Annotated in this window: 20 protein-coding genes and 1 pseudogene; 8 read left to right on the top strand and 13 right to left on the bottom strand. The window is 71.8% G+C overall.

The annotated features are described in order from the left end of the window. The first annotated feature begins 154 nt into the window (after positions 1 to 154). From ACFV0T_RS20305 to ACFV0T_RS20295, 3 genes are all read left to right on the top strand, one after another. The gene (locus ACFV0T_RS20305; RefSeq protein WP_385780696.1) at positions 155 to 1,909 is read left to right on the top strand and encodes a discoidin domain-containing protein; all 1,755 of its coding nucleotides are present in this window, start codon (positions 155 to 157) and stop codon (positions 1,907 to 1,909) included. 26 nt (positions 1,910 to 1,935) lie between these two features. Further along, positions 1,936 to 4,368 (top strand): glycoside hydrolase family 3 C-terminal domain-containing protein, encoded by a 2,433-nt coding sequence (locus ACFV0T_RS20300; protein WP_385780693.1) that lies wholly within the window; start codon positions 1,936 to 1,938, stop codon positions 4,366 to 4,368. Positions 4,369 to 4,430: 62 nt separating this feature from the next. After that, a complete protein-coding gene (locus ACFV0T_RS20295; RefSeq protein WP_385780691.1) occupies positions 4,431 to 5,471 on the top strand; it encodes a LacI family DNA-binding transcriptional regulator in 1,041 nt (346 codons plus the stop codon). 18 nt (positions 5,472 to 5,489) lie between these two features. Here the strand turns inward: ACFV0T_RS20295 and ACFV0T_RS20290 are convergent, their stop codons facing one another. Continuing rightward, positions 5,490 to 5,984, bottom strand: coding sequence for a hypothetical protein (locus ACFV0T_RS20290; protein ID WP_385780689.1), 495 nt, complete (start codon positions 5,982 to 5,984; stop codon positions 5,490 to 5,492). A 268-nt stretch (positions 5,985 to 6,252) separates the two neighbouring features. On the opposite strand from ACFV0T_RS20290, the gene ACFV0T_RS20285 reads away from it, so the two are divergent. Next, on the top strand, positions 6,253 to 7,725 hold the full coding sequence (locus ACFV0T_RS20285) for an MFS transporter (protein WP_385780686.1): 1,473 nt from the start codon (positions 6,253 to 6,255) through the stop codon (positions 7,723 to 7,725). A 214-nt stretch (positions 7,726 to 7,939) separates the two neighbouring features. Here the strand turns inward: ACFV0T_RS20285 and ACFV0T_RS20280 are convergent, their stop codons facing one another. The 5 genes from ACFV0T_RS20280 to ACFV0T_RS20260 form a co-directional block, all read right to left on the bottom strand. After that, complete coding sequence (locus ACFV0T_RS20280; protein WP_385780683.1) at positions 7,940 to 8,884, bottom strand: DMT family transporter; 945 nt, start codon at positions 8,882 to 8,884, stop codon at positions 7,940 to 7,942. Between the two features lie 174 nt (positions 8,885 to 9,058). After that, on the bottom strand, positions 9,059 to 9,613 hold the full coding sequence (locus ACFV0T_RS20275) for a hypothetical protein (protein WP_385780679.1): 555 nt from the start codon (positions 9,611 to 9,613) through the stop codon (positions 9,059 to 9,061). Positions 9,614 to 10,423: 810 nt separating this feature from the next. Further along, positions 10,424 to 10,921 carry a winged helix-turn-helix transcriptional regulator gene (locus ACFV0T_RS20270; protein ID WP_385780676.1) on the bottom strand — a complete coding sequence of 166 codons (498 nt, stop codon included), beginning with the start codon at positions 10,919 to 10,921 and terminating at the stop codon, positions 10,424 to 10,426. A 251-nt stretch (positions 10,922 to 11,172) separates the two neighbouring features. Continuing rightward, positions 11,173 to 12,204 carry a DMT family transporter gene (locus ACFV0T_RS20265; protein WP_385780673.1) on the bottom strand — a complete coding sequence of 344 codons (1,032 nt, stop codon included), beginning with the start codon at positions 12,202 to 12,204 and terminating at the stop codon, positions 11,173 to 11,175. A 68-nt stretch (positions 12,205 to 12,272) separates the two neighbouring features. After that, the gene (locus ACFV0T_RS20260) at positions 12,273 to 13,310 is read right to left on the bottom strand and encodes a LysR family transcriptional regulator (protein ID WP_385780670.1); all 1,038 of its coding nucleotides are present in this window, start codon (positions 13,308 to 13,310) and stop codon (positions 12,273 to 12,275) included. 190 nt (positions 13,311 to 13,500) lie between these two features. Between ACFV0T_RS20260 and ACFV0T_RS20255 the strand changes: the two genes are divergently transcribed. The 3 genes and pseudogenes from ACFV0T_RS20255 to ACFV0T_RS20245 all read left to right on the top strand — a co-directional run. Further along, on the top strand, positions 13,501 to 14,169 hold the full coding sequence (locus ACFV0T_RS20255; RefSeq protein WP_385780667.1) for a class I SAM-dependent methyltransferase: 669 nt from the start codon (positions 13,501 to 13,503) through the stop codon (positions 14,167 to 14,169). 217 nt (positions 14,170 to 14,386) lie between these two features. Then, on the top strand, positions 14,387 to 15,121 hold the full coding sequence (locus tag ACFV0T_RS20250; RefSeq protein WP_385780664.1) for a DsbA family protein: 735 nt from the start codon (positions 14,387 to 14,389) through the stop codon (positions 15,119 to 15,121). 38 nt (positions 15,122 to 15,159) lie between these two features. Next, positions 15,160 to 15,315: pseudogene (locus ACFV0T_RS20245) on the top strand (MFS transporter); the annotation flags it as partial. Between the two features lie 70 nt (positions 15,316 to 15,385). Here the strand turns inward: ACFV0T_RS20245 and ACFV0T_RS20240 are convergent. Continuing rightward, on the bottom strand, positions 15,386 to 16,018 hold the full coding sequence (locus tag ACFV0T_RS20240; RefSeq protein ID WP_385780661.1) for a hypothetical protein: 633 nt from the start codon (positions 16,016 to 16,018) through the stop codon (positions 15,386 to 15,388). Positions 16,019 to 16,248: 230 nt separating this feature from the next. Then, positions 16,249 to 17,481: a formaldehyde dehydrogenase, glutathione-independent gene (fdhA, locus tag ACFV0T_RS20235; protein WP_385780658.1), complete on the bottom strand. Its 1,233-nt coding sequence runs from the start codon at positions 17,479 to 17,481 to the stop codon at positions 16,249 to 16,251. Positions 17,482 to 18,361: 880 nt separating this feature from the next. On the opposite strand from fdhA, the gene ACFV0T_RS20230 reads away from it, so the two are divergent. Further along, a complete protein-coding gene (locus ACFV0T_RS20230) occupies positions 18,362 to 18,640 on the top strand; it encodes a hypothetical protein (protein WP_385780655.1) in 279 nt (92 codons plus the stop codon). 129 nt (positions 18,641 to 18,769) lie between these two features. Here ACFV0T_RS20230 and ACFV0T_RS20225 read toward each other — a convergent pair whose 3' ends face one another. The 5 genes from ACFV0T_RS20225 to ACFV0T_RS20205 all read right to left on the bottom strand — a co-directional run bounded on the left by ACFV0T_RS20225 (position 18,770) and on the right by ACFV0T_RS20205 (position 26,269). Beyond that, positions 18,770 to 18,997, bottom strand: coding sequence for a hypothetical protein (locus tag ACFV0T_RS20225; protein WP_385780653.1), 228 nt, complete (start codon positions 18,995 to 18,997; stop codon positions 18,770 to 18,772). Beyond that, positions 18,981 to 20,075, bottom strand: coding sequence for a cyclophane-forming radical SAM peptide maturase AmcB (gene amcB, locus ACFV0T_RS20220; protein ID WP_385780650.1), 1,095 nt, complete (start codon positions 20,073 to 20,075; stop codon positions 18,981 to 18,983). The genes ACFV0T_RS20225 and amcB overlap by 17 nt, the downstream gene beginning before the upstream one ends. Next, positions 20,068 to 22,512 carry a tetratricopeptide repeat protein gene (locus ACFV0T_RS20215; protein WP_385780647.1) on the bottom strand — a complete coding sequence of 815 codons (2,445 nt, stop codon included), beginning with the start codon at positions 22,510 to 22,512 and terminating at the stop codon, positions 20,068 to 20,070. The genes amcB and ACFV0T_RS20215 overlap by 8 nt, the downstream gene beginning before the upstream one ends. A 91-nt stretch (positions 22,513 to 22,603) precedes the next feature. Then, on the bottom strand, positions 22,604 to 24,163 hold the full coding sequence (locus tag ACFV0T_RS20210; protein ID WP_385780644.1) for a mucoidy inhibitor MuiA family protein: 1,560 nt from the start codon (positions 24,161 to 24,163) through the stop codon (positions 22,604 to 22,606). Between the two features lie 6 nt (positions 24,164 to 24,169). Then, positions 24,170 to 26,269, bottom strand: coding sequence for a DUF4139 domain-containing protein (locus ACFV0T_RS20205; RefSeq protein WP_385780641.1), 2,100 nt, complete (start codon positions 26,267 to 26,269; stop codon positions 24,170 to 24,172).

Genomic DNA, 26,269 nt, shown 5'->3' with positions numbered 1-26,269 from the left:
GGCCTCCGGTGCCTCCGAGTTCCCGAGCCGTGGGGCCTCCGGGGCTTCCGGGGCCTCTGAGCCCCATGACCTCCCTGCGTCCCCTCGCGAGTCCCGCGCTTCCCCTGAGCCCCACCTTCCGAAGCGTCACCCGCCGCCTATCGGAGCAACCACCATGACTCCACCACCCCGCACCCGCACCCGCCGCCTCGCGGCCCCCCTCATCGCGGGCGTCCTGACCGTCGGCGCCCTCACCGCCCTGCCCGCGGCCCAGGCCCACGCCGCCGGCAGCGTCGTCAAGGTCACCGGCAGCCAGGGCGCCTGGCAGCTGACCGTGGACGGGCAGCCGTACCAGATCAAGGGTCTGACCTGGGGCCCGTCCGTAGCGGACGCCGGCAGATACCTGCCCGACCTGAAGTCCATGGGCGTCAACACCATCCGCACCTGGGGCACGGACGCCACCAGTAAGCCGCTCTTCGACTCCGCCGCCGCCAACGGCATCAAAGTGATCGCGGGCTTCTGGCTACAGCCCGGCGGCGGTCCGGGCAGCGGCGGTTGCGTCAACTACCTGACGGACACCGCGTACAAGAGCCAGGTGCTCAACGAGTTCCCCCAATGGGTCCAGACGTACAAGGACAACCCCGGCGTGCTCATGTGGGACGTCGGCAACGAGTCGGTGCTCGGGCTCCAGAACTGCTACTCCGGTGCGGAGCTGGAGAAACAGCGCGACGCCTACACCACGCTCGTCAACGACATCACCAAGAAGATCCACGCCGTCGACCCGAACCACCCGGTGACCTCGACCGACGCCTGGGTCGGGGCCTGGCCGTACTACAAGAGGAACGCGCCCGACCTGGACCTGTACGCCGTGAATGCCTACAACGCGGTCTGTGACATCAAGGCCGCCTGGCAGCAAGGGGGTTACACCAAGCCTTACATCGTCACCGAGACCGGGCCGGCCGGCGAGTGGGAGGTGCCCGACGACGCCAACGGCGTACCGCTCGAACCCGCCGACCGGGCCAAGGCCGACGGATACACCCGGGCCTGGGGCTGTGTCACCGGACACCAGGGGGTCGCGCTCGGCGCCACGATGTTCCACTACGGCACCGAGTACGACTTCGGCGGCATCTGGTTCAACCTGCTGCCCGCGGGTCAGAGGCGGCTGTCGTACTACGCGGTGAAGCGGGCCTACGGCGGCGACACCTCACGTGACAACACCCCACCCGTCATCACCGACCTGACCGTCGAGGGCGACGCGGGCAAGGTGCAGGCCGGGCGTGACCTCGTCCTCTCGGTCAGGGCGACCGACCCCGAGGGCGACCGGATCTCCTACGAGGTCCTCGACAACAGCATGTACATCGACCAGAGCAAGAACCTGACCCCGCTGCCCTTCACGGACCTCGGCGGCGGTCGTCTCAAGGTCAGCGCGCCCGACCGCCCCGGTGTCTGGAAGGTCTACGTCAAGGCGACGGACGGACGGGGCAACGTCGGTGTCCAGACCCGCTCCGTCAGGGTCGTTCCGCCCGTTCCCGCCGGCACCGACGTGGCCCGGGGCAAACCGGCCACCGCCTCGTCCTACCAGGCGAGTTACGGCGACTGTCCCTGCCCCGCCGCCAACGCGACGGACGGCAACCCCGCCACCCGCTGGGCCAGCGACTGGAGCGACCCCCAGTGGGTGCAGGTCGACCTCGGCGCCCGCACCACGTTCCGGCACGTCCAGCTGTTCTGGGAGGCCTCGTACGCCAAGGCCTACACCGTCCAGACCTCCGACGACGGCCAGAACTGGCAGACCGTGCGCACCGTGTCCGACGGCAACGGCGGCATCGACGACTTCGACGTCTCCGGGACCGGCCGCTACGTCCGCGTCAACGGAACGGCTCGGGGCACCGGCTGGGGCTACTCGCTGTACGAGTTCGGAATCTACAACTGACGATCCGTCGAGAAGGGGAGGGGAGGATGGCCGACGAGCATGAACTCGACCGGCTGATCGACAAGCTGACCCTGCGGGCCAAGGCCCGGCTGCTGACCGGGGCCACCACCTGGCGCACGGTTGCCGAACCAGCCATCGGTCTGCGGGAGTTGGTGTTGTCGGACGGCCCGGCCGGCGTACGGGGTCAGTCGTGGGACGAGCGGCACACGGCCGTGCTGCTGCCCTCGGCCTCCGCGCTCGCCGCCGGCTGGGACGAGCAGCTGGTCGAGGAACTCGGCGGCCTCCTCGCCTCCGAGGCGCGGCGCAAGGGCGTGGACGTGGTCCTCGCGCCCAACCTCAACCTGCACCGCAGCCCGCTCGGGGGACGGCACTTCGAGTGTTTCTCGGAGGACCCCGAACTGGCCGGCCGGATGGGCGCCGCCCTCGTGCGCGGGATCCAGGCGCACGGGGTGGCGGCCACGGCGAAGCACTACGTGGCCAACGACTCGGAGACGGAGCGGCTGACCGTCGACGTGCGCGTCGACGAGCGGACGCTGCGGGAGGTGTACTTGGCACCCTTCGAGGCGGCGGTCGCGGCGGGCGTCCGGCTGGTGATGGCCGGATACAACCGGGTCGACGGCACCACCATGACCGCCCACGCGCTGCTGACCCACCCGCTGAAGGACGAGTGGGGGTTCGACGGGCTCGTCGTCTCCGACTGGGGCGCCGTGCGCGACACACAGGACACCGCTCGCGCCGGACTGGACCTGGTGATGCCGGGCCCGGAGGGCGCCTGGGGCGAGGCACTGGTGCGGGCCGTGCGGCAGGGGAGGGTGGCCGAGAGCGCGGTCGACGACAAAGTACGACGGCTGCTGCGGCTGGCCGCCCGCTGCGGCGCCCTCGGGGAACGCCGTCCCCACGGGCCGGCGCTCCGCTCGCGGGAGGCCCGCTCCCTGGCACGGCGCGCGGTCGCCGCGGGCGCCGTCCTGCTGGTCAATCGCGATGTCCTGCCGCTGGAACCCGACCACCTCTCCACCGTCGCCGTCATCGGCACCCCGGCCACCCGGACCCGCACCCAGGGTGGCGGCAGCGCCGGTGTCTTTCCCCAGGGTGAGGTCTCGCTCCTCGACGGGATCAGGGCCGGCCTGCGCGGCCGGGCCCGGGTCGTCGACGTCCCGGGTCCCGCACCGGACGGACCGCCCCCGCCGCTCGACACCACCCTGTGCGCCGACCCGCGCTCCGGCGTCCCGGGCGTGCTGCTGCGCGTACTGGACGCCGCCGGACGCGAACTGCACGCCGAACACCGGCGAGGCGGGCGGCAGTTGGAGCCTCCTCTCGTGCCCGAGGCGCACACCGTCGAGATCAGCGCCCGGCTGCACCCCAGGGTGTCCGGCCCCTGGACGCTCGGGATCGCCGGCTTCGGCCGGCTCGCTGTCCACCTCGACGGCCGTGCCCTGCTGGACGGCGTGTTCGACAAGGACACCGACGACCCGGCGATCGTCCACGTCACCCCTCCGATGCGCCTGGCCACGGCCGAGCTGACCGTCGGTACCGACCCGCTGCTGGTCGCGCGCCGCGAGCTCGCCCCCGCCACCGGCCGGGCCCTCGTCGTCGGCGCGGCCCCGCCCGCCCCCGACCCGGCCGACGCGATCGCCGCCGCGGCGCGCGCGGCCCGGGCGGCGGACGCGGCCGTCGTGGTCGTCGGCACCACGCAGGACGGCGAGTGCGAGGGCCACGACCGGACCTCACTCTCCCTGGGCCCGCACCAGGACGCGCTCGTGCGCGCCGTGGCCCGCGCCAACCCGCGCACCGTGGCCGTCGTCAACAGCGGCGGACCCGTCGAGATGCCCTGGCGCGACGACGTCGGCGCGCTGCTGCTCGCCTGGTTCCCCGGGCAGGAGGCGGGCGGTGGCCTGGCCGACGTACTGCTGGGCCGGACCGAACCCGGCGGGCGGCTCCCCACCACCTGGCCGGCCACCCTCGTTGACGCCCCCGTGACCGACACCCGGCCCGTCGACGGGCGCCTGGAGTACGGCGAGGGTCTGCACGTCGGGCACCGGGCCTGGCTGCGCGGCCGGCGTACCCCGGCCTACTGGTTCGGGCACGGGCTGGGGTACACGACCTGGGCGTACGAGGAGATCACCGGGCCCGCGGAGATCCTCGCGGGCGACTCCTTCACGGTGCGCGTCCGGCTGCGCAACACCGGCGTCCGCGCGGGCCGGGAGGTCGTCCAGGTGTACCTCGCCCGGCCGGGCGCCGCCGTGGAGTACCCCGAGCGATGGCTCGCGGGATACGCGGCCGAGCGGGCCCGCCCCGGTGAGACGGTCACCGCCGCCGTCGAGATCCCGGCGCGGAGTCTGCGCCACTGGGCGGTCGAGACAGGCGGGTGGCGTACGGAACCGGGGCCGTGCCGGGTGCTCGCCGGACGCTCCGCGGGTGATCTGCCCCTTGCCCTGGAGGTGGTGGTGCGGCCCCGGTAGGACCCGAGCGCGTCTGGAGAGCGCTCTATGCCGTTACGGGACAGGCCCGTTAGGGTGCGGGCATGAGCAGACAGGCCCCGACGCTGGAGGACGTCGCCCGCGAGGCCGGCGTCTCCCGGGCGACCGTGTCCCGAGTCGTCAACGGCGTGCGGAACGTGGACCCGGTCATACAGGAAATGGTCCGCCAGGCCATCGAGCGGACGGGCTACGCCCCCAACCGGGCGGCCCGTTCCCTGGTGACCCGGCGCGCCGAGACCGTCGCACTGGTGGTGTCCGGGGCCGGGGACACCTCGGACGCGGGCCAGGACGCCTTCGCCGCCCGGGTGTTCGCGGACCCGTTCTTCGGACGGGTGGTCGGCGGAGTCGTCGGCTTCCTGCGCCCCCGCTCCATGCACCCGGTGCTGATGTTCGCCGAGTCCCCCGCCGCCCGCGAGGAGGTGCTGACCTATCTGCGCCAGGGCCGTGCCGACGGCGCGCTCGTGGTCTCCACGCACGCCGACGACCCGCTGCCCGCGCTGCTCGCCGACGCCGGGCTCCCCGCCGTGCTCTTCGCCCGCCCCTCGCGGCCGGTGCCGCTCAGTTACGTCGACCTGGCCCACTGGCACGGCGGACGCCTCGCCGCCGAGCACCTGCTGGCCCGCGGCCACCGCCGGCCCGCCACGGTCTGCGGCCCCTTGGACGTGTCGGCGAGCCAGGAGCGGCTGGCCGGTTTCCGCGACACGCTCGCCCGGCACGGCCACCCCTACGTACCGGTCGCCGAGGGCGGCTTCACCCTGGACAGCGGAGTCGCCGCCATGTCCGACCTGCTGGCCCGGCACCCCGACGTGGACGCGGTGTTCGCGGCCAACGACCTCATGGCGCAGGGCGTCTGCCAGTTGCTGCGGGAGCGCGGACAGCGGGTGCCGGAGGACGTCGCCGTCGTCGGCTTCGACGACTCCAGCGTCGCGATCACCTGCCGCCCCCAGCTGACCACCGTCCGCCAGCCCGTCGAGGAGATGGCCGCACGGATGGCCCGCCTGCTCGACGAACACATCCACGGCCTGCGCACCGACGCGACGTCGGTCGTCTTCGACCCGGAACTGGTGGTGCGCGAGTCGGCGTAGCGCGACAGTCTCGAACGGTCAGCGGCGAGGTGTGCGCACCGCTGGTTCGAGCATCCTGTCGAGGACGCCTACGGTCACCACGGCGTACGCCACATGCGGGACGATGTCCGACACCCAGCCCGAGAGGCCCCAGGTCCGAGCATCAGTCACGCCCAGCACCGTCATCGGTCCATTGGTGCCGATCAGGGCTCCGACGGCGGCGACGACGTACTGACACGGCAGGGGTGGGTTCCACCCGGCCGCACGTGCGACACCGAGCACGCCACCCATTCCCAGCCCGGCGGCGAATCCGGTCAGGGGCGCGAGGCCCGCGATCCGGTTGGTCAGCGCCTCGCCCTCGCCGGGTATCCGCACGTGCAACTTCGCTGCCAGCTTGCGCAGGGTCGCCTCAGGTGTACTGCTGGCGGGCCTGGCGCGCATCGCCATATCGGTGTAGCTGACGATGTCGAGCGCGGTACTGCCGGCGGCTCCAGCCGCGACGCCGTAGAGCAGTGGCCGTGTCAGGGGCAGCATCAATCGCCCTCCAGTCAGTCCCGCAACGGATGGGTTCCCGCCCCGGACCTACGGTGCCTAGACCACTCCATGGTCTCACCCCCGCGGGAACGTCGCAGGACGCGACCGGCGGCATGGCGATCGTCGTCGGTGGGTCCTGGGGGTGCGACGGGCTGGGCTGTTCAGGTGTGATCGGGGTGTCGGCCGGGCCGCGGACCGCGTACGGGTCGCGATCCGTTGCACGCTGGTGTCCAACTGCCTTTTTGCGCGCCCCGGCCTGGTGAGGACCATGACCACCGAGACCACCGGCACGACGAGTCTCTCCGACAAGGTCCGGCCGTTGGGCGAAGCGCTCGACGGGGCCGGCATGTCACGCCTTCACGTCTTGTTCTGGCTGCTCGCCGGGCTGGGCGTCATGCTCGACGGCTTCGACTTCTTCGTCATCGGCGTCGCCAATCCGCTGGTCTCCCACGACTTCCAGGTGAGCGCGGCTCAGCAGGGCCTGCTCTCGGCGGCTGCCATCGTGGGCTCGGTCTTCGGCGCCGCGCTGCTGGGTCCGCTCGGCGACCGCGTCGGGCGGCGCCGTATCTTCCGGGTCGACCTGTGGATGTTCGTGGTCTTCTCCCTGCTGTGCGCGGTCGCGTGGGACATCTGGTCCCTGATGGCGTTCCGCTTCGTCCTCGGTATCGCGGTGGGCCTGGACTACCCGATCGCCGCGAGCTACCTGGCGGAGATCCTGCCCTCCAAGAACCGCGGCCGATGGCTGGTGGCCGCGTTCAGCCTCCAGGCGGTGGGCATCCTGCTGGGGGCGGTGGCCGGAGTGGTGATCCTCGAGATCTGGCCGCAGCCCGGCTCCTGGCGGATCCTCCTGGGATTCGGGGCGGTGCCCGCCCTGGTCATCATCTGGCTGCGCCGCAGAGTGCCGGAGAGCCCTCGCTGGCTCGCTCAGAACGGGCGGGACCAGGAGGCACGCGAGGTCGGCCAGGCGCTGGTCGGCGCCCCGGTCGTGGTGACCGACGCCGACCGGGCACGGATGGAGGCGCCGCCCGAGGGACTGCGGGCGTTCATCCAGCCGCGACTGTTCTCCGCGCGCTGGCGCAAGCGCACCATTTTCGCCGCGGTTCCGTGGTTCCTGATGGACATCGCCACCTACGGGGTGGGCATCTTCACCCCGACCCTGCTGGCGGGGCTCTCACTGGCCGGCGCGAACACCACGTTCATCGCCGACGACATCGCCTCGACCACCGGCACAGCCCTGCTGGACATCTTCCTGGCCATCGGCTTCGCGCTGGCGATCGTGTTGGTGGACCGGGTCGGGCGGGTACCTCTGCAGCTCACCGGATTCGCCGTGATGGCCTGCGCGCTGTGTGTCCTGGCCGTGGCCGACCAGCTCCCGGGAGGCGCCGGCGCCCACCTCGGCATGGTCGCCGTCGGCTTCGCGCTGTTCAACACGTTCATGAACCTCGGGCCCAACGCCACCACGTTCACGCTGCCCGCCGAGGTCTACCCGTCCGAGATGCGCACCGCGGGCCACGGCTTCGCCGCCGGGTGCGGAAAACTCGGTGCCGCCCTGGGGACCTTCCTCTTCCCCGTACTGCTGTCCAGCGTCGGAGAGAGCGCGCTGCTGTACGGGGTGGCCGTGATCTGCGCCCTGGGCTTCGTGATCACCTTCGCCTTCCGGGTCGAGACGCGCGGCCGTTCCCTCGACGAGTTGTCCGGCGCCCAGGTCGCCGCGGTCGCACCTCGTGTGTCCCCGCCGTGATCCGGCCGACCACCCGTCACGGCTGACCCTCCGCCGACCGCCCCCGCTACGGCTCGAGAGGAAAGAGCGGCATGGTGGAGGGCGGCGGGACAAGTACCGGGGCCGCCTTGACGTCGACAGGTCCGGCCGCTTCGGGTCGCGCTCTTGACCGGTGCCTCGATGGCTCGATCGTCTCGGTGAGTCCCCGTGACGTCCAACGGGCGGATGGCCGCCGTCAGTTCGGTCCGTCCGGTGTCTCGCGCCGATTCGGCGCCGGGTTGGTCGAGGCGCGTACGGCGCCGGCGCTGGCCGTCACGACGAGGAGGACGGCCAGGACCTCCGGCGCCGCGAGGTCCTGGTCCAGGACGAGGTATCCGGCCGTCGCGGCGACCGCGGGGGCCAGGCTCATCAGAACGGCGAAGGTGGCCTTGTGGAGGCGCCGGAGGGCCAGCAGTTCCAAGGTGTAGGGAAACACGGACGACAGCAGAGCGACGGCGGCACCGAGGCCCAGGGACACCGGCTGGACCAGCGTGCTCCCCGCGGCGGCCACTCCCGCGGGCAGGCTCGTCAAGGCGCCGACGCCCATGGCCAGCGCGAGCCCGTCGGCCTTGGGGAAACGGCTGCCGGTGCGGGCGGAGAGCACGATGTACGCGGCCCACATCGCCGCCGCGCCCAGGGCGAAGGCGCTGCCCGCGAGGTTGAGTCCGTCGAGACCGCCTCGGCCCAGCAGGGCCACACCCGTCAGTGCCAGTGCCGCCCACAGCCAGCCGCTCGCGCGCCGCGCTGTCACCACCGACAGCACCAGCGGGCCCAGTACCTCCAAAGTGACCGCGGCGCCCAGCGGGATCCGGGCGATCGCCTGGTAGAACAACGTGTTCATCCCGGCCAGTGCCACACCGAAGGCCATGACGACGGCCCAGTCCGACCGCCGGTAGCCACGGACCACGGGTCGGCACACGACCAGGAGCACCACGGCCGAGAGGGTCAGGCGCAAGGACACCACCCCGGACGCCCCCGCCCGGGGAAACAGCAGGCTCGCCACCGCGGCGCCGAACTGCTGGGCGAAGACGCCGCCGATCACCAGACCGACCGCCCCCGCCTGCCCGCGGCCTCGCGCATCGGCGACCGGGTCGCGGTGCAGGACACGGGACGAGGTATCGGGCGAGCGCACATCGGTCATGACCACGACGCTAAGGGCCGTTCGGCGGCGATCACCTGGTGGGGTGGGGGTGGGGGTGTGCGTGAGGTGTCGGACGGCGTCCGACCAGAGGAGACGGGCGCCCGCCGTCATGGACACGGGCGCCCGCCTGTATGGACACGGGCGCCCGTCGGCACGGACTCGGGCCTTCGGGCATCAGGCCTTGAGGCGTGCCCGGTCGCCCATCACCACGACGGGGTGGTCGGCCGGATCGAGGGTGCGCAACAGGGTCTTCATGCCGGACTCCGGAACGGTGACACAGGCCGACGTGCCGTCACCGTGGTCCAGGTGCAGCCATATCCCGCCGCCCTTCTCCACTCCTTCCGGCCGGGTCCAGTCGAAGGGCGGAACGCCCCTGAGCCGGTTGTAGTTGATGGCTATGACGTAGTCGAAGTCATGAGCGTGGGCATCCTCCGGGTTCAGCGTGGCCGCGTAGGCGTTGTCGTCGTACCAGTACCGCAGGCGACTGCCCGGATCCTTGAGCGAGCCTCCGGCGTCGGTCAGGCTGAACACACCGACGGGACTGCGCTCGTCCTCCAGCTGATGGTCTGTCGTCCAGCCCATCCTGCCGTTGTGCGCGGGCCAACTGCCCGTCTTCTTCCAGGCGGTGCCCTGCTTCTCGTAGAGCACGACGAGGCTGTCGGGTGAGTCGCGACGGTCGCCGTAGACGACCACCGCCTGGCGGGAACTGGCCGGCACCTGCTGCCACATCCGGTCTCCGACGCCCGGAAGACGTGTGCCGGCTGCTGTGCGGGGGGAGCCGGACGCCCCGGGGTTGCTGTTTCCCGGCGCCCCGCCCGGGCTGGTCCGCTCCGTCATGTCACCGCACGCGGTGAACGCGGCCAGCAGGACGCCGCAGGCGACAGCCGCGGATATGGCATGACGCGCACCGCCGCGCCGCGCCGGAAGAGCAGAGGACCGGGTATCAGTGGGTGTCCGCATGGTATGGATCCTCCGGCGGGACGAAGCCGACGCGCATCCGCTCGCAGGCATCCGGCCTAACGGCGGTCGTGTGCCCGACGAGCCGTCACCCTGTCGGTCGGCTCGTGTGCGGCCGGCCCGTACCCGAGAGGCGACGGTGGCGCCGACCCGCGCCCGCGTGGGGGCACAGGGCGCCCTGGGCGCCGTGCGTACCACTTCCTGATTCCGCGTCACGACGGACGGATCCGCGGGATCGAGGCGCCGAGGTACTGACAGGCGAGCAAGGCCACCCCCAGGTCCGTACGGCACTTGTGGCACCGATCGCCGCATGGTCTGAAGGCTGGGGATGCCCTCGTCGCCACTGAGCTCCGGGTCTCCGCCACGGACCGCGCCCACACATCGTGGCCGGCCGCCGAGGCGTCCGCCCCTGCCTTCGACGCCACGAGAGACTGTCGCTTCACGACCTCGGTGTCACCCACGGCCATGGACCCACCGTACGCCGGTGCCGGCGGCCGGGCAGGGCGAGCCCCGGAGGGTGAGGAAGAACGCGACCGCCGGCGTCCTGACCGCCGCGCCGGGAGCGGGGCGGACGGTGTGACGTCATGCCGTCCTGCGGCGGGGTGTGTCGATGGGGGTGGCGGCTTCGATGGGGTCGGCGGCGCGTGACTGGACTATGAGGATGTCGTCGGGTGTGAGCTCCCTGCCGTCCTCGGCGGTGAGCCTCAGCGGCAGGGGTTGCCGGCCGGTGCGGGCGTCGATGACGCGGTTGACCGGTTCGTCGTCCTCGAACAGATGCTTCTGCCCCCACTGGCGCAGTGCCGCGAGGACGGTGTGGAAGTCGCGCCCCTTCTCGGTGAGGACGTAGTCCCGCGAGTTGCCGAGCGCCGACTCGTGGACCTCGAACATCCCGACGGACACCAGCTTCTGCAGTCGTGCGGTCAGGACGTTGGTGGCGAGCCCGATGTGATTGCTGAAGTCGGTGAACCGGGTGATGCCGTGCATGGCGTCACGCAGGATCTGGAGTGTCCAGGTGTCGCCGACCTCGTACAGGGACCGGTCGATGGGGCATGCGGACGTGCCCAGGTCTCGGTGTTTCACCGGTGCCTCCCCGATGCAGTTACTTGCGATTCTAAAGCGCTCGCCGTACGGGGGGCCTGTGGGCGAGCGGTCCTGGGGTGCTGCCCTCCTCACTGGGGGACGCAGCAGCGCTCCCGGACCGGGCTCGAACTCGGCGAGGTGCTCACGGAGCTCTGAGGGGGCCGGGGCCAGGTGTCCCGGTGAGCCTCCAAGCTTGTGTCCGCGGTCAGATCTGCCCGCGCGTGGAACCACGGATCGGTTCGTCGCCGCGTTCAGTCGGACCCGGTCCTCACGTCTGCCGGGGGAGAGAGCCGGGACCGGCCGGGACCGGCGCTCCGGGACAGCCGGACGCCGGGCTTCGCGACGGGGCCGGCCGTGGGCTCCGTAGGGTGCGGCTTCGCGGGCTCGGCAGCCGGGCCGTGACCCTCGCGGGTCGCGGCGGGGGAGCGGCGGTTGATCAGTACCACCCCGCTGATGATGACGAAGCCGCCCACCACTTCGAGGAGACGCGGGATCTCGGACAGCCATACGAAGGAGACGACGATCGCGACGGGCGGCACCAGGTACAGCGCGGCGGTGGAAACGGTGAGCGGCAGCCGGGCCACGGCGTAGCCCCAGAGGACGAACCCCACGGCGGAGGGCAGCAGGCCGAGATAGGCCGCGGAGGCGAGCGCCCCGGACGGGGCGGCCGCGAGAGCGTGCAGGGTCGCCGGAAGCAGCGGCAGGGCAAGGGCGGTGCCCGCCGCCATCGCGTACGTGGCGACCTCCAGGCCGCTGTAGCGGCGCAGCAGGGGCTTGGAGACGCAGTGGTAGACGCCCTGCACGACGGCGGCGGCCAGCACCACGAGTGCGCCGGTGGAGAACCCCGTCGAACCGCCGCCGAGCGCGACGAGCACACAGCCGCCGATGGCGACGCCGCTACCGGCGACCACCCGGCCTGTTACCGGCTCGGACAGGAACGCCCTGCCCAGCAGGATGCTGCAGACCGGCGCTATGGCGATCAGCATGCTGGCGGTGCCCGCCGGGACGTGGACCTCGCCCCAGTTGAGCAGCACCTGGTAGGCCGTCATGCCGGTGGCGCCGGCGAGGGCGATCAGCGGCAGATCGCGTGGCCGAGGGCGCCGGACGCCCAGGAACGGCGCGATGACCAGCAGGGCGGCGGCGGCGACGGACAGCCGCATCAAGGACAGCGCCGCCACCCCCAGGCCGTCGACCCCGACGCGGATGGCCGGAAACGCCGAGGCCCAGAGCACCACGACGGCCGATAGGGCGAGGAAGCTGCGGGAGCCGATTCGTGTGTTCACACCACAACGGTGCGTGCGACGAAGATAAAGGTCCAGTTACTTTTACTTGCTGGAACAGAAAGTCCGACTTAATAGTGCCCTGCCGCGTCCCGCTGGGCTCCCGCCAGTCCAGTCGCCACGGTACCTGTCGCCACGGTGCCTGTCGCCACGGTGCCGGGGGCTGCGTGCCCCTGCTCCGCGGCCACCGTGCGGGCCGTCTCCAGCAGGAGTTCTGTCAGGTGGAGGATGTCGGGACGCCGTGATGTGCCGGTGCGGTTGACGGTGTAGACGGTGCGGGTCACGGGGTGAAGGAGGGGGTGCAGGCTGATGGGCCCCGGTGTCGAGTCCGGGATGGTCATATGAGGCAGCAGGGCCGCGCCCGCCCCCGCGGCGACCAGCGCCGCGAGTACGGAGAAGTCGCTGCTGCGTGAGCGGCAGGCGGGGACGAATCCCGCCGCGCCGCATGCGCGCTGGACCATCTCGTAGCAGGAGCTCTCCGCGCCCGGTGTGAGCCAGGGGCTGTCGGACAGCCGTGCCAGGTCGACGGTCTCACCAGGAGCGATTCCCATGCGGGCCGCGTGATCCGGGTGCAGTGCGAGCAGGACGGGTTCCTCCAGGAGCTTGGTCTGCTCGCAGCCGGCGGGGAAGTCGCGGGGCAGGACCGTGTACCCGTGGACGACCGCCAGGTCCACCTCCCGGCGACGCAGCGCCTCCAGAGCGTGGTCCGGTTCCTGCTCGACGAGTTCCAGCGCCGGCGTGGCGCCCGCACCCTCCCCGGCGGCGAGGATGCGCGCCCAGACCGGCGCGATCAGTTTGCGCGCGGCGGAGGAGAAGGCGGCGACGCGGACCGTGCCGCGACCGCCGCCGCGCAGGGCCTCCAGGTCGGATTCTGCCGCGGCCAGGTCGCTCAGCACGATCTCGGCGTGGGACACCAGCAGCTCGCCGACGGGAGTCAGGTGCAGGGTGCGCCCCCGTTTCTCCACGACGGGCATGCCCACTTCGCGTTCCAGCGCCGCCAGTTGCTGGGAGATGGCGGGGGCGCTCAGATACAGCGCCTGGGCCGCGGCGGCGACCGTGCCGTGGGTGGCCAGGTACTGCAGGACCCGGAGTCGTCTCACATCCAGCATAAAGACTTCCTTACGCAACGCCGCTGAACAATAAAGCATAGCTCTGCCATGGCCGTGCCGCCCGAGAGGTCGCGTGCACTCCCGCGGGCACGCCTGCCAGCGGGACGACAAGCGCGTACGCGGGCGCCCGGACGGTCTTCAAGGCGCCGAAGGCGAACTTCTGCCGGGCCCCTGCCCTAAAGTCGCCCAGGTGACTGAGCCTCTCTACCTGACCGCGGTCCGGGAGTCGTACGACACGGTCGCGGCCAGCTACGCGGAACTCGTCAAAACCCCCGCGGAACTGGATCCGTTGTCACGTGCGATGCTGTCCGCGTTCGCCGAGGCCGTGCGGGCGGCGGACCGTGGGCCGGTCGCGGACCTGGGGTGCGGGCCGGGCAAGGTCACCGCGTACCTGGCCGGCCTGGGGGTGCCGGCCTTCGGCGTCGATCTGTCCCCGCGGATGATCGAGCTGGCCCGGCAGACCTGTCCGAGCCTGCACTTCACCGTGGGCTCCATGACAGCGCTGGCGATCCGGGACGGCGAACTCGGCGGCATCCTGGCCTACTACTCCACCCATCACACGCCGCCGGAGTTGCTGCCGGTTGTGTTCGCCGAGTTCCGACGTACGCTCGCCCCCGGCGGCGTCCTGATGATGGCCGGCCATGTGGGAGACGATGCGTGCCTGCGCCCGACGCGGGCATACGGCGGCCACCCGGTGTCCTACGAGTCCCACTTGCAGCCGCCGGACCGGATCGTCGCTCTCCTCGGCCAAGCCGGGCTCGACGTCACCTCACAGCTGCTGGAGGAGCCTGCCGAGGGCGCGCGGCGGACGATCGCCACGTTTCTGGCCCGGAAGCCCGAACGCCCCGCCTCGACGTAGCCGACCGCTGATCGCCGACTGCCGACTGCCGACTGCCGACTGCCGACTGCCGACTGTCGACTGCCGGTCGCCGGCGGCTCGGCTTCTTCCGGCAGGCGCCGAGCCGCAGTCGAGCCTCGGTCCGCGAGGTTCGCCGCAGTCACCCGCGACGAATGCCGTGTGCGTCCGCCGTACCGATGATCTATGGTCGCCCTGTTCTCTGGGGAGGGGATGACGCATGGTGCGTGGGGGGGGGGGGCGGTGGGTGCTGTGCGCGGCCGTGGTGCTGACGCTGGCGGGGTGTGGACAGCGCGCGCTGGAGGCCGAGCCTCAGTTCTCGCGGGCCGAGGAACTGCCGGAAAGGCTCGGCAAGGACGGCACCACCATTTTGGTGGGGGATCCGGACGCGAAGATGACCGTGCATCTGTACGAGGATCCACGCTGTCCGGTCTGTGAGGAGTTCGAGACCAACGGCGGCGCTTTCGAGCTGCGGGGCGCGATGCTCGACCGGCGGGCGAGAACCGAGTACACCCTGGCCTCCTTCCTGGACGACAGGCTCGGCGGCGGTGGGTCGAAGAGGGCGGTCAACGCACTGCGCGCCGCGCTGGAGCAGGGCAAGTTCCTCGAGTACCACGAGGTGCTCTACGCCAACCAGCCCGAGGAGAGCGACGACGGCTTCACCGAGGCCTATCTGCTGGAACTGGCCGACAGGGTGGAGGGCCTGCGCGGTCCGGCGTTCGACGGGGCCGTGAAGAGCATGAAGTACCGCGCCTTCGTGGCCGCCTCCGAGGAGACGTACGAGAGGGCCGGGGGAGCCGGTGACGCCGAAGGGCCGGGCACACCCACCGCGGTGATCGACGGCAAGCGGATCCCCGTGGAGTACAACGGCGTTCTCTTCGACGGCGACACCTTCGCCGAACTGCTGCGACAGATCTACGACCAGCCCTGGAAGTGGGAAGACACCCGTCTGTGAATCATCGGGCCGTGGCCGGTCCGGCATCACACCGCGACGGTGTCCTGATCCTTGCCCGGGCCCGCTTCGCCGCGTCGGGTGCCGCTACCCTGCCGGCGCTTTTCCCGACGGCCGTCCGCTGCGCCGCGATGGGCATCGGCTTCAACATCGCGGTCGCGGCCTTCGGCGGCGCCACCCCGCTCGTCACGGTCGCGGCCTCGGCGGCGCCACCGCGCTCGTCACGGAGGTGCTGGTCAACGCGCCCGCTCTGGGCCGTGGTGCCCGCTACGGGCAGGACTCCCCGAACTTGACCGCCGTGAAGGCGACCTGCTGACCGTTCAGTGTCGTGCCCGCCGCGGGGGACTGGGTGCACACCTGCCAGTTCGACTCGACCAGCACCCAACGGTCGTCCGCCGAAGCGTCCTTGACCGTGATCGACGTGCCCGCGTCCAGCGCGCCTCGAGCCGCCTTCACCGACCTGCCCGCGAAGTCCGGCATCCTGCCGCCTGCCACCGACGGCGCCTTCTCGTCCTTCTTCGGGCACGTCTCGTCCAACTTCACCGCCCCGAAGTCCAGTTCCGTGTCCACCGCGGAGGACGTGCCGGCCTGCACGCTCTGGGAGCACACCTTCCAGTCCCGGTCGAGGATCTGGTTGCGATCCCGGCCGAGCGCGTCATGTGAGGTCAGTGCGTAGAAGCCCTGTTCCTGCGCCGTATCCTGCGCGGACTGCAGGCCCATACCCACGAAGTCCGGCACCGTCTTCTTCTCGTGCGCGGTCGGACCCCCGCCTTTCCCCGCCCCCGCGCTGCCCGACGCCGTGGCACCACCGCCGGACTTGGCGTCGTCGGCGGGCTGACAGGCGGCGAGGGCGCCGACGACGGTGCAGGCCAGAACGACACCGATGATGCGGGTACGCAAGGATTCCCCCCGAGTGATACCGGTTCAGGCGGAACACGCTAGACCGCATGCGGCTGAAGTGTGGACGCCGTCACGAAGCCGTGACACGACTGCGTGAGCAGTCGATGGGCGCGCGCTTCGGCAACGTGTCCATCGGCACCCTTCGAGCCCGGTGACACCACCCCATGTCGTTCCTACGGCAGGGGAGGCAGTCATGCCGGGCTCGGAGGTCCAGTTCAGGGGGCCAGGTGTCAGACGGGCTGTACGCCGTCCAGCGCCCCGTGCGGATTGATGACGTACTTGCGGCTGGCGCCCTGGTCGAACTCGGCGTAACCGCGAGGCGCGTCCTCCAGACTGATCACGGTCGCGTTCACCGCCTTGGCGATGTGCACCTTGTCGTGCAGGATCGCGTTCATCAGCCCGCGGTGGTACTGCATCACCGGGCACTGCCCCGTGGTGAAGGCAAGGCTCTTGGCCCAGCCGAGCCCCAGCCGAACCTTCAACGTCCCGCTCCGGGCGTCGTCGTCGATGCCGCCGGGGTCCTCCGTCACGTACAGTCCGGGGATTCCGACGGCGCCTCCCGCGCGCGTGATGCTCATCACCGAGTTGAGCACGGTGGCGGGTGCCTCCTGGGCGTCCGGGCCGTGCGCCCGCGCCTCGAAGCCGACCGCGTCGACGGCCGCGTCGACCTCGGGTTCGCCCAGCAGCTCCGCGATCTGCTCGCCCACGTCGCCGCGCGACACGTCGACCGTCTCGCAGCCGAAGCTCCTCGCCTGGGCGAGGCGTTCCTGGTTGAGGTCGCCGACGATGACGACGGCCGCGCCCAGTAGCTGCGCCGACGCCGCCGTGGCCAGACCGACCGGGCCCGCACCGGCGACGTACACCGTGGAGCCGACGCCGGCACCCGCGGTGACCGCGCCATGGAAGCCGGTCGGGAAGATGTCCGACAGCATGGTCAGATCCAGGAGCTTCTCGCGCGCCTGGTCCGGGTCCGGGAACTTCAGCAGGTTGAAGTCCGCGTACGGGATCATGACGTACTCGGCCTGACCGCCGACCCAGCCGCCCATGTCGACGTAGCCGTACGCCGCCCCCGGCCGGGCCGGGTTCACGTTCAGGCAGATGCCCGTCTTGCGTTCCTTACAGTTGCGGCATCGCCCGCAGGCGATGTTGAACGGTACGGAGACGACGTCCCCGACGTCGATGAACTCGACATCCGGGCCCCGCTCCACCACCTCTCCGGTGATCTCGTGTCCGAGGACCAACCCCTCCGGCGCGGTGGTACGCCCCCGCACCATGTGTTGGTCGCTGCCACATATGTTGGTGGCGAGGATCTTGAGGATGACCCCGTGCCGGCACTTACGGCCGATGTTCGCGGGTGCCACTCCCGGGCCGTCCTGCAGTTCGAGCGTCGGATAGTCGATGGTCCTGACCTCAACCGCACCCGGCTTGAGATACGCCACTGCCTGGTTCCCGCTACCGCTCATGCGTGATCGCCGTCCCTTCGGCCCCCGTGTCTTCGGATGCCAGCGGCTGTGCGCAGGGCAGAGTCTGCTACCGGCCGCGCGTTCCGGCCACCCTCCGCGCGTCGTCCATCTCGCGCCGCCCAAGGGTGGCCGTCATGACCATCAACTTCCAGCCTACGCCGTCGTTCGCCATGCACATCTCCGACGACGAGCCCGGCCGGACTCGTCGTTCGCCATGCACATCTCCGACGACGAGCCCGGCCGGACGGCGGCCGGCGATCGTACCGACCTCTTGACGATCGTGCCATCGGAGCGCTCTCCGTGCCCGGAGAGTGACCGGACGCCGCGATGTGTAGTCGCCGTGAAGTGCGCCGCTCCGGACTTCGGAACGCCCGTGATCGGGGTGGGCGTCCCGCCGTTACGGCCTCTCGGCACGGCGGGACGCCCGTGGTCTCGGCGTACTCCGCGACGAGGCCCGGCCGGAACGACCATCCACGGCGGCGCGTGTCAAGGCTGGCTGTGCGAAAACCCGTCGGCTCCCCGGGCCGACTCGAACTGCTCGACGAGGATGGCCACTTCGCCGCGGTGGACGTCCGGAACCGCCCGATCGCCGTCACGACCACATGAGTTCAGGGAGAGGCCCATCCTGAGCCGACCGGTCCACTCCTGGCCGCCTCGGGCCGCCACTGCGGCGTGGGTACGTCATCCGTGCGGGCCGCCCAGGGATTTGTCGCATCCGGTGGGCGGACGGGCTCCGCCCGCATCGCGTCACGGGTGTCACCCGGCCGTTGCCGCATACGGAGTCATCGGTCGTGACGCCCTGTGTGTCGGCCGCCGACGAGCCGCGACTGCGCCTACGTTCTGGGGCGTGATCTCTGCCCTTCGCGTGAAAGGCGATGTTGTGAAGCGAACCATGCGCACCTGTGCCCTTGCCGCTCTGACCGTTCTGGCCGCCGCCGGTGGCCTGTCCGCCGCCGCGTCCCCGGCACTGGCCGCGCCCGCCGACGGCGACACCCACTACGTCTTCATCGTGGGCGGCAACGACGCCCAGTACGCGCAGGACGACGTCTTCGACGCGGGCCGTGACAACACTGTCGGCTCCAACGACGGCTCCGCCACGCCCGCCACGGGCGTCGCCCTCGGCACCATGTCGGCGCTGGACCTTGCCAACAGCCTCTAGGGGCACGTACAAAACACCTTATTTCGGGTACGGCGGAGCGGCGCGGCGACTGCGGAACGGGCGTCCGTACTGGTACGGACGCCCGGGAAGCACGCACCTACCCGAACGCGGCGACGACCGCGAGGCGGCCTACTCGGACTCGGCTTTCTCCTCCTCGTCGTCCTGGCTGTCCCTCCCGCTGCCGTCGTGCCAGGGGTCGTCGGTGGCCGAGATCAGGACGTCCGCCCGCGACGCCACGTCCATGGGAGGGACCGGCGACGGATCGAGGCCGCCGGGAGCCAGCAGCGACGCCAGAGCGGCTCGGTGGGCTTCGACGCGCTGGGACAGGGTTTCACCGGCTTCAGGTGTGTCCGACACTGCGGATCAGTCCCTCCATGAGTCGTTTCCTGCTGTTGCGGCAGTACGCGGTTTCCGTGACGTCGAAGCGTCCGGTCTCGAAGTACTTGTTGGCCGGCTGACCGCCGAGGCAGTACGCGAAGTGGTCGCACGTCGACCGGCAGGCCGTCAGGCCCCGCATGGCCTCGGCCACCCAGGAGGCCCGCGGCGCGAGCCGTACCAGGTCGGTGAGGTCGGTGTCCGTCACGTTGCCCACGGTGAAAGGGCCGTGGCGCCGGGAGGAGAACCCCGCCAGGTCCGGCCCCAGCACCGTCACCTCGCCGTCCCAGCCGACCATGGGCAGGGGGTCGTGGCGGGCCAGCGTACGATGCCCGGCCGTCTCGGTGAGCGCCGCCGCGACATAGCGCAGGGCGTGCTCGAACTCCCTTATCCGCAGGCGACGGTCGGTCCTCCAACGGCGGGCGAGAGCGGACCAGAAGTCGGTGACCCGGCCGTCGTCGACCTGACCCGCCTCCTGGACTCCCTTGCGTTCCACGATGTTGACGCCGAGGGATCGGCAGCCGAGTGCCACGAACCATTCGTACAGCTCCGCCGCGCTGCCGGGATCGGGGTCCTCGACCACGGCGATCGCCCCGAAGGGAACGCGGTGGGCGCGCAGTGCGGCGACACCGCGCAGGGCGAGGTCGAAGCTCTCCCGTCCGGCGCGGGTGGTCCGGGCGCGGTTGGCCTCCCGCGGGCCGTCCAGACTGACGGTCACGCTGATCCGGTGGCGCGTGAACACCTCGCACCAGGTGTCGTCGATGAGGGTGGCGTTGGTCTGGAGGGCGTGTGTGACACGCCCTTCGTCGTCCCGGAATCGGCCGAGCAGTTCCGTCAGGCGCGTGACGCCGAGGGCGAGTGGCTCCCCACCGTGCCAGACGACGCGTACCGGATGCTCGGCCGACCACGTGGTCACCGCGCGCGCCACGGCGTCGGCCACCTCCACGGACATCATCTGGCGCGCCGACCGGTCCGGGAGATAGCAGTACGAGCAGTCGAGGTTGCACAAGGTGATGGGCTGAAGGAAGACGATCGACGCGGTGTCGGCCAGCTCAGTCATCGCTTGTCTCCGCCCCGGAGTTTTCGGCCGTCCCGCCCAGGGCCGTGATCCGTCGCGTCGCCGCCAGGGCGGCGTCCTCGGAGCCGGTCCGCCGGTACAGCCCGACCGACCTCCGCCAGGCCCGTACCGCCTCTTCGGTGTCGCCCGTCGCGAGTACGGCGGCGGCGTAAAGGTCCAGCGAGCGGGCCTGTCCATAGGCGTCGAAGAAGACGTCACGGAGCGTCTCCAGGGCCTGTGCGTGGCACGCGACGGCCTCCTGGGGACGGCCCGCCGACCGAAGAGTGCTTCCCAGATCGTTGAGGACGACGGCCTCGCGGTACTGCTCGCGCTGTTGCCTGAGCGCGTCCAGAGCTTGCGTGTGCTGTGCGATCGCCTCCGGGAATCTGCCCAGTGCGCTGAGAGCGAGGGCGACATCGTTGCGTGTGGACGCCGCACGCTCGGTCTGGCCCAGCGTCTGGAAGAAGTCCATGCACCGCACGTGCTCGTCGAGTGCGGCGTCCGGCCGTCCCAGACCACGCAGGGCGCGCCCCCGGTTGTTGGTGGAGACAGCCTCCATGATCGTGTCGCCGAGGGAGCGGGACGCCTCCCGGGCCGCGTCGAGGTGCGTGAGGGCCTTGTCGAAGTGGCCCGTCCTGAACCGCAGCACTCCCAGGCCGTTCTGGGTCATGGCGGCGGTGCGCAGGGCGCCGGACGCGCGCAGCAGCGTGTCCGCCTCGCGGAACGCTTCCAGGGCCTCGTCGAAACGGCGCTCCTCCATCAGGGCGTTGCCCAGGTTGTACCGTGCGGTGCCCTGTTCCCGTACGGTGCCGAGCTCGCGGAACAGGTCCAGGGCACGCCGGTGCGCGGCGATCGAGTCGTCGCCCCGCCGCAGATAGCGAAGTGCCATCCCGAGATTGTCGTGCGCCATGCCCTCGAGGAGCCGGTCACCGAGCAGTCGGGCGCCCTTGACGGCGTGCTGGTAGACCTCGGCGGCGTCGTCGAAGTGGCGCCGCCAGGCCAGGTAGTGGCACAGGCTCAGGGCGAAGCGCACTCCGGTCTCGGCGTGCTCCGGATCGGCGGCCCACTGGGAGGCCCCCACCAGTCCCTCGCGCTCCGTGTCCAGCCATCGCAGGGCCTCGTCCCGGTCGGTGAACTCACCCCCGCGGGGCTGCTCGGCGAGCGGCCGGAGGAAGGAGTGACTGTCCGCGACGCGCCGCTGGTACCGGCTGAGCAGCCGGGCTCGCGCCGCGTGGCCTTCCGCGAGGGCGACGGCGTCCTCACGCGACCGGAAGACACCGTAGGCGCGCACCAGGTCGTGCATGCGCCAGCGGCCACGGCTGCTGCCGGTCTCGATCAGGTGGGCCCGCACGAGGACGTCCAGGGACGGAGGGTCGGGTGGCGATCCGACGAGCGCGCGGAGTGCTTCCGGCCCGGCCTCGGGACCGGGCGCGAGGGCGATCAGACGGAACAACCGTGCCGGACGGTCGTCCAGTCGGCGGTACGACATGTCGAAGGCCGCTCGCATCGCTCGCTCACCGTCGTCCAGGTAGTCGATGCGGGTCGCCGTGCCGGCGAGTTCGTCCGCGAGCTCCTCGACCGGCTTGCCCGGGTCGTTGACGAGGAGCGCGGCGGCGATGTGGAGGGCGAGCGGAAGGTATCCGCACAGGCCGCTCAGCCGAAGGGCCTGGTGAGGGTCTCGTGCGATGCGGGTGTCGGCCGGATCCGCTGCCGCGAGCGCCGTCTCCAGCGCCTGCACGGCATGCTGGGGGGAGAGCACCCCCAGCCGCAGCAACTGCGTGCCGAGTTGTGACAGGACATCGCGGGAGGTGACCAGCACACGGTGGCACGAGTGGCCCGGCAGGAGTGGCCTCACCTGCGAAGGGTGGGAGGCGTTGTCCACGACCACCAACAGCGCGCCCTGTGTCTCGCCGACCTCCGCCAGCACCGAGCGGTACAGTCCGGCACGCGCGTCGGCACTGGTCGGCATGTGGTCCCTGGGGACACCGAGCGCCAGCAGAAGCTGTTCCAGCGCCTGCTCCGGGGCCACCGGGACGTCGTCGTAGCCGTGCAGGTCGAGGAAGACCACTCCGGCGGGGAAGAAGCCCAGGCGTTGCGCCGTGTGCGCGGCCTGGAGGGCGAGCGCGGTCTTGCCGACGCCGCCGAGCCCGGTGACCGAGGACACGAGGACCGCACCACGGGCCGGTTCGGCGGGGTCCAGAGCGGTCAGCAGCGTGCGCAGTTCACGGTCGCGTCCGACGAACGCCCGTACCGGGCCGGGGAGCGACCGCAACGCCGGCGTGCCCGGGGCGCGGTGATAGTGGTGTTCCACCTTCTTGGCCACCACGTCGCCGTGGAACCGCCCGGAGCGGAAGTCGAGCAGGTCCGCTCCTGCGGTGGTGCCGAATCCCTCTTCACCGCTCCCGGCGCCGTCCTCACCGCGGTCAGTCCCCGTTCCCATGCGTCCATGATGCGCTCAAGGACATCGTCGGCACACCGGCCGGCGAGCACGGAACCGTTTCCGGACGCGGGAGTTGACCCGGTCCGCGCGCTCACAGACCGGTGACTTTGGCGCTCGCCGACACCTCGTAGGCCAGGGTGACCGTACGGCGGCCGCCGGGCGGGAGTGTGATGTCCCAGCGGGCGATGCCTTCGGTGTCGACCGCGTCGGGTGCGGGGGAGCAGTCGTCCTTGCGCAGCCGGATCTCCACCGCCGAGACCTCGGAGACCGGGACGCGCTCCCGGAGGACCACCGTCCGTTCGTCGTTCTCCCCGGGCGCGGAGAACCGGGACAGGTGCAGCCGGACCGTGTGGGTCACCACGGTGCGCTGGGTGATGCCGACGGAGTCGCGGGACTCCTCGGCATGGCGGACCACCCGGAAGTCGTCGCAGCTGCCGAAGGCGAGTTCCACGGGGGCTGCGGGAGCGGTGAACTCCAGCGTGCCCCGGCCGCTGAACCCGCTGCCCCGGACCAGGTCCACGGGTCCGGCCAGCAGCGCGTGGCCGGACTGGTTGTCGAACCGCAGCAGTTGGGTGACCAGCGGGGACAGTTCGGGCGAGCAGGCGTACTCGCTCCTGGCGACCGTGGTGAAAGCGGAGACCGGCACCCGGTGGGCGCGCCCGTCGCCGGGCACGGAGACCGGCGCGGGGGAGTGCAGCACCCGAGCCTCGCCGCCGTCGGCGACGCCGGGCAGGCCGAGCACCGGGACCGGGCCGAGGTCCCCGATCTCCTGTTCCCGCAGTTCGACGTCGACCGTACGGCGCTCCGCGGCGGAGCGGTCCTTGAGCGTCAACCGGTCCTCTCCCAGCCGCGGCGGTTCGGTGGCCAGCGCCGACCGGGCCGTCGACAACGTCAGCCGTACGTCCGTCCAGTCCTCGCCGGTGCGCTGCCAGACCACGGCGTCGGTCTCCAGGGTCAGCGCGCCCCCGTCGAGGACGGCCCGGTAGGCGGGTCGCCACAGCGCACACGGGGTGAGGTGACCGAGACGCAGCCGGGCCGGGCCGGCCGCCGCGGCCTCCACGGTCAGCTCGACATGGGCGAGCAGTTCGACCGGCTCCTCCTCGGCGAGATCCATGGCCCGCCGCACCTCGCCGAGTTCGGTGGCGACCGCGGTCAACCGGTCCTGGACAGTGCGCAGTTCCTCGCCGTACGTGTCGCGTTCGCCGTCCAGCCGGTCCAGTTCGCGGGTCCAGCGGGGCGCCTCGGTCTCCCCGGCCCCGGCCCCTTCGCCGATGTCCCGCAGCAGGTCGGCGGCCAGCCGGGCGAGGAGGTCGAGGCGGGCGCGCAGACGATCGCGGCGCTGTTCCAGTGCGACCTGTTCCTCTTCGAGGGTGCGCAGGCGGCGACGGAGGACGGAGTCGTCGTCGGAGGGCAGCGGCCCGCGCGGAGTCCAGTTGCGCACGATCCGTACGTCGAGCACGGTCGCCGGGTGATCGGCGGTCAGCTCGGCATGAAGGGTGCGGTCGACGGCCAGCGCGCTGACCGGCCCGAGGAGCAGCCGCTGCACTCCGGCCCGGAGGTCGAGCACGGCGGTCCGCTCGATGTGGGCGCGGTCCTCCAGACAGGTGACAGCGGTGACGGGGAGAGCGATCGGCTTCGGGGCCGTGGACATGATGTGTCAGCTCCTGCGGTTGCCGTCGACCAGGGCCTTGCCGGCCGGGATGCGTATCTCGTAGCCGCCGTCGAGGGCGGCGGTGCCGCCGCCGGGCAGCTCCACCCGCCAGACGCGGCTGCCCGGAGCGTGCTGATCGGGGCCCGTGTCGTCCTCGGGTGCCGTCCAGTCCGCCCGTTCCACGATCCGGACGTCCGCCTCGGAGGTGGCCGGCACCCGCTCGCGGACCTCGACGGTGACGGGCCTCGCGAGCCCGTTGGCCAGTTCCACATGGACGCGGTGGTCGAGCACGGTGGTGCCGTTGCGCAGTCCGGTGGTCGACTCGAGCAGGTTCGCACGGCGGGTGACGCGGACGCCCTCGGCCGGTCCGAGTCCCACCCGGCGCACACCGCCGGGGGCGAGCGTGGGCAGTGCGGCGGTCAGCAGGAACTCGTCGTCGACGGTGACCTCCACCGGGCCGGCCAGCAGCGCCTGGTCGGTGGCGTTGGACATGACCAACGTCGCGTACACGGTCTGCTCCACGGCCGGTACGCAGACGTACTCGGTGCGCAGGCCGACCGGGATCTCGCCGACGGTGACGGTGTGCCAGGTGCCGTCCGACGGTACGTCGGCGCGGGCGGTGGCGTCGAAGCGGTGGTCGAAGGAACCGGCCGACTCGCGGGGCCGCACGGCGTGTCCGGGCAGCGGCAGCGCGGCGACCGCTTCACCGCGGCGACGGTACTCGGCGGCCACCGGGTCGAAGGACGGGCCGGGGAACAGGAGACCTCTGCGGTCGCTCCGCGCGTCGGGTCCGCTCAGGACGAGGGCCGCGTAGTCGAGTTCGGCGTCGCTCGGCTGCGGCGGACCGGCAACGGGTGCCGGAGGCGGCGGTGGCCCCCCGGCGGCGGGCGCCGGTGCCGATGGCGGGCCGGCGAGGGCGGGAGCGCCGGGCGGCACGGCGGCGGGTCCCGCGAAGGAGCCGCCGCGGGCGAGCGACCGGGTCGGCCGCGCGAGATCGGGCATGGGGCCGCCGACGGCCTTCGGGAAGGCGCCGACCGCGGGGGGCGCGGGGGGCGGACCGCCGTAGCCCTGCGGCATCGGCGGGGGCGGGGGCAGGGGCGGTGGAACGGGACCCGGCGCGGAGCCGCCCGCGGCAACCGCCGACCCGGCACCTGGCCCGCCGGCCACGCCCCCGCCGGTCGTCGCGGGAGGAGGGCCTGACGCGTCGTACCCGGCGAACAGGTCGGCGAGCCCCGCGGGCGGTTCGCGCCAGCCGGACGGGGTGGGGGTGGGTTGACGGCGTCCGATCCGCATCGAACGAAGCCTCGGCAGGTCGGTGCGGCGCCGCAGGTCGGCGGTGGCCAGCGCGATGCGCACGCCGGTCCAGTCCTCTCCGGTGCGCTGAGCGACCGAGGCGCGCAGCACCAGACGGCCGCTGCCGTCACCCTGCCGGTAACCGAGACGGTAGGCCGGTACCCAGACGGCGCCCGGCACCCCGTACTCGATCTCGAGCTCCGCCTCACCCGTGCCGTCGAGGGTCAGGACGGCGCAGACCGACGTCTCCACACGGGCTGAGGGTGCGTCGCTGGAGGCGCGGGTGAGCCTGTCGGTGGCGATCTCCCATTCGTGCTCGACGTGGCTCAGCGCCGCCTCGAGCTCGACGAGACGCGTGTGCAGGGTCGTCAACCGCCCGTCGACGAAGTCGGCCAGCTCCAGCCAGGCGTCGACCGGGGTACGGCGGTGCGGGTCGTCTCGCCTGCGGGCCGGAGGCACCGGGTGCAGCGCCGTGACTTCCTGGACCAGGCTCAGCTGCCGGTCCCTGCGCTGCCGTGCCGCCGCGCACGCGTCGCGCAACCGCTCGGCCTCGCGCCGCAGTTCGTCGTGCGTGCCGGTGTCGGACGGCTCGGCGTCGACCTCCACCCGGGCCTCCACGACACGTACCCCGGAAGCGCCCGTGACCCGGGCCCGCAGTGAGCCCGGGTCCAGTGAGCGCGGCAGACCCGGCACCCGCACCCGGCCGTCCGCCGGCACCCGGCCCCGGGCCAGCCGACGGCAGAGCGCACCTTGCGCGTACACCACGACCGAATCGAGGGCCGATTCCCAACTCCGCGCATTCTCACCTGTCAT

This window comes from Streptomyces sp. NPDC059582, from assembly GCF_042735715.1.
Taxonomy (GTDB): domain Bacteria; phylum Actinomycetota; class Actinomycetes; order Streptomycetales; family Streptomycetaceae; genus Streptomyces.
The sequence above is the reverse complement of the archived record's forward strand: the minus strand, read 5'-3'. Positions and strand labels throughout refer to the sequence as shown.